Source organism: Actinomycetota bacterium (assembly GCA_005888325.1).
Classification (GTDB): Bacteria; Actinomycetota; Acidimicrobiia; order Acidimicrobiales; family AC-14; genus AC-14.
The window spans coordinates 1-3,516 of record VAWU01000002.1 but is presented as its reverse complement, the minus strand read 5'-3'; the positions used below and the strand labels follow the sequence as shown (position 1 = coordinate 3,516).

The 3,516-nt window shown below is 67.3% G+C and carries 5 protein-coding genes; 4 read left to right on the top strand and 1 reads right to left on the bottom strand.

Going from position 1 to position 3,516, the window contains the following annotated elements:
- From E6G06_00310 to E6G06_00300, 3 genes are all read left to right on the top strand, one after another.
- A partial coding sequence (locus E6G06_00310; GenBank protein ID TML93918.1) for a pyridoxamine 5'-phosphate oxidase family protein occupies nucleotides 1–182 on the top strand: 182 nt, incomplete at its 5' end.
- A gap of 69 nt (nucleotides 183–251) precedes the next feature.
- The gene (locus E6G06_00305) at nucleotides 252–908 is read left to right on the top strand and encodes a dihydrofolate reductase (GenBank protein TML93884.1); all 657 of its coding nucleotides are present in this window, start codon (nucleotides 252–254) and stop codon (nucleotides 906–908) included.
- Nucleotides 909–1,689: 781 nt separating this feature from the next.
- Nucleotides 1,690–2,145 (top strand): ATP-binding protein, encoded by a 456-nt coding sequence (locus tag E6G06_00300; GenBank protein ID TML93883.1) that lies wholly within the window; start codon nucleotides 1,690–1,692, stop codon nucleotides 2,143–2,145.
- A 289-nt stretch (nucleotides 2,146–2,434) separates the two neighbouring features.
- On the opposite strand, the gene E6G06_00295 is transcribed toward E6G06_00300, so the two are convergent.
- Nucleotides 2,435–3,145, bottom strand: a complete 711-nt coding sequence (locus E6G06_00295) for a hypothetical protein (protein TML93916.1) — start codon at nucleotides 3,143–3,145, stop codon at nucleotides 2,435–2,437.
- A 178-nt stretch (nucleotides 3,146–3,323) separates the two neighbouring features.
- Here E6G06_00295 and E6G06_00290 point away from each other — a divergent pair.
- On the top strand, nucleotides 3,324–3,516 hold a 193-nt coding region (locus E6G06_00290; GenBank protein TML93882.1), incomplete at its 3' end, for a hypothetical protein.

The window sequence follows — 3,516 nt, the reverse complement described above, 5'->3', positions numbered from 1 at the left end:
CGAAGGCGTGGGCGGACAACGGTTGGCCAGCGGAACCAGACGACAGCGGGTCGGGCATCACTGCCCCGTTCAACGCACCGTCGCAAGGTCCACCGCCGTGGAACGTGTATCGCATCGAGCCCCGCTCGGCGATCGTGACGTTGGGGACGGAGCCTGGCGGTCTGACCCGCTTCCGATTCTGACGAGCCCGACCGGCGCGGATCCCGACGTTCCCGCGCCGTCGGGGCACTACTACTGCACAGGAGACAGTCATGTCCGAGGTCCGTGTCCACAACTTCTCGATCTCCCTGGACGGGTTCGGGACCGGCGACGGCATCACGTTCGACGCCCCGTTCGGTCACGCCGGGGAACGCCTGCACGAGTGGATGTTCGCCACTCGGTTCTGGCGGTCGATGGTCGGCGACGCCGGTGGCAGCGCGGGTGTCGACCACTCGTTCGCCGAACGCCATGGCCTCGGCTTCGGTGCCGAGATCATGGGCCGGGGCAAGTTCGGCGTGCAGACCGGCCCGTGGACCGATGTCGGCACCGACGACGAGTGGCGTGGCTGGTGGGGGCCGAGCCCGCCGTTCCACACACCGGTGTTCGTGCTCACGCACCACCCGCGCCCGTCGATCGAGATGGAGGGCGGCACCGTGTTCCACTTCGTCGACGCCAACCCGCAGGAGGCGCTCGACCTCGCCCGGGACGCAGCCGGCGGCCTCGACGTTCGCATCGGCGGTGGCCCGACGGTCGTCCGCGACTTCCTCGCCGCCGACCTCATCGACACGCTTCATGTCGTGCAGGTGCCGATCCTGCTCGGCCGCGGCGTTCGCCTGTGGGACGGCATCGAGGGCATCGAGGAGCGCTACGACATCGAGGCAGTCTCGTCACCGAGCGGCGTCACCCATCTGACCTTGACACGTCGATAACCGGCTCTGGGACGCACCCATCGCCGGACGATTCGGACGCGCCGGTCGTGCGGAGGGAGCGCATGGCCGGCCCCACGGCGTGTCCTCGGGCGTTCGGACGTCCGCACCCGTCTCGTGCCACTCGGCGGCGAGGGCGTCGGCATCATCCACGTACAGGTAGGCGGTCGTCGGCGACGTCGTTCGACGGGTGGGGACGGTGCCGAGTTGTAGCTCGACGCCGTCTCGGCGTGCGAAGCCGTACCCGCCGGCCGCACTGTCGCCCGAGTACTCGCTCGTCGTGAACCCGAGGCGGTAATGCGCTAGCGACGCGGGGAGGTCACTGACAGGGAAGGCCGGTGCGAACTTCCGCATCGTGACCGCGGGCCGGGCGGGCGCGGGCTCAGGCACGTGGCGATCGTACTGTCCGGCGGCTCGGCGCTCTCCGGCGCGAATGTGGATCGGTCGCGTTCGACGCGGCCGATGGGGCGAGGATCGGCTTCGGAACTCGGACGAGGTTCATGTGGACTCCGACTACCTCACGAGCGGGCGGGTCCATACCGAGCGCGCGTAGCGGGCGGACACAGAGCTGCCAGTGTGGATGGAACCGTGCTTCTGATCGCTCGGCCCGCCCCTCAGCCGGGTTATTGCGTTGCCGACGCTCGGCGAAGGCGCGATGACCCGGGTGGAATGCCGCGCCAACATCAACGCCCGCGGTCTGGATATTGCCCTCAGGACGAGGGTTTGACCATCCGGGGCGTGGGGAGGAACGAATGATTGCCCTTCGGAAGGAGGGCCGCGTCCCGTGGCAGCTATCACCCTTCCCCCTCAGCCTGCGAGCGTTCTTGCGGCCCGGCAGTTCGTCCGTGAGTTCCTCGCGGAAGAGGGCGTTGATGCCGTCCTCGCGCTCCCCGCAGTTCTCTTGACCAGCGAACTCGTCACTAACGGGGTCATCCACGCCCACACCGACCTCAACGTCCGGGCCAACCTCGCCCATGATTCCCTCCGGGTGGAGGTCGTCGATCATGGCGGCGGCCGCCCGGCGCGCGGACATGCTGCGCACGACGCAGAGCGGAGTCGTGGACTGACCGTCGTGTCCGAGTTGGCAACCCGCTGGGGTGTCGTCATGGAGCCCGAGTGGAAGTCGGTCTGGTTCGAGTTGCGATGTCCCAGGTCCCCGAGCCGGAGGGAACGTCGTCTCCTGCTGGACACGGTCGCGTCTCACGCACGCCACTTCATTCGGCGACTCCCGCGCCCGTGAGGGGCGAGCAACGTGCTCGCGGGGTCAGCGCGGAGCGACGATCTGGCGCGGGCGCGCCCAGCGTACTAACGGTGCCTTCGAGGGCTGCCAGGCGACAAAATGCCGACGCCGACCAGCAGGAACATGCACAGCAGAAGACCGAGACAAAGCATCTCGAAGGTCATCCCCGTAGCTTCCCCTTGGCTCTGTTCTGCAAAACGCACGCAACCGGAGTCGAGGGATGTGCGGTCTGATGACAACCGCGCATAACGGCAGTCATGGCGCGCCCCGCCCCGCCCGTGAAGGAGCGTCATTCGGCTTGATCTGAGGTTCCTGCGCCTCGTTCGCGCAGCCAGCTGATCACGTTCTGTTGCTGGGTTCCGAGTTGTTGTGCGGCGTCGAGTGGCGTTCCTTGGGCATAGTCGGGGATCCAGTCCAAGTTTGCACCTGCACCGAGGAGGAACTCCGCGGCACGTCGCTGTCCGGCGTTGCAGGCATGCCAAAACGCCTGAGACAGCTCGTCGCTGTCGGCATTACCCTGGGCTGAGACGAGTTCTTGGAGCCGATCGGCCATGCCGAGTGCGGCCGCGTGCCACAACTTATCAACCCTTGCGCCGCGCTCGACAAGCAAGCGCGCAACGTTCCAACACCCATACCCAATCGCATTGTCGAGCGGCGTGCCGATGGAACCGTCGGGCATGTTGATGTCAGCGCCACCATCGATCAGCGCGCGTGCGACGTCGACGTCATCGCTGCTCGCCGCCCAATGCAACGGGGTCTCGGAGGGCTTTCCCGGATCGCGTGCATTCGGATCGCCCCCAGCGGCGATGAGTATCCGCACGATTTGCGGACCGTTCGGGAAATAGCCGGGCCAGTCCGCAACGACGTGTAGCGGCGTCCGCGTGCCATGCCGGCCTCCGAGCGCAGACAACGCCAAACCGGCATCGGATGCCGAGAGGCGGTCGACCGCGTCCACATCGCCAGTATGGATAGCTGCCACCAGTTGATCCGCTGCGCTCATCTCGATCACGTGCCATAGTGCTCGCTCGGCGCTCGCTTCGCCGGACGCGACGTCGCCCCCGGGTGGACGGCGCGTGGGTGACGTGCGGGTGATCGCGACGCGCAGGCCTGCACCTCAGTAGTCGGGCTGTCGAGATTTGAACTCGCGGCGCACCGACCGGCCCGCTACCGTGGTCCGCGTGGCGGATCCGCCCATGGACGCGTTCTTCGAGTTCGCCACCGAGTTCGCGGACGGCGAGCGCTGGAAGCTCTTGCGCTCCGAGGGATGGGATGACTTCGTGGAGCGCCTGGCTCATGCCGTGGGGGATCTGCCTGCCCGCCGGCGCCAGGCGCTCATGATGCTGTTGTTCGTCCTGATGGAAGAAGTCGCCT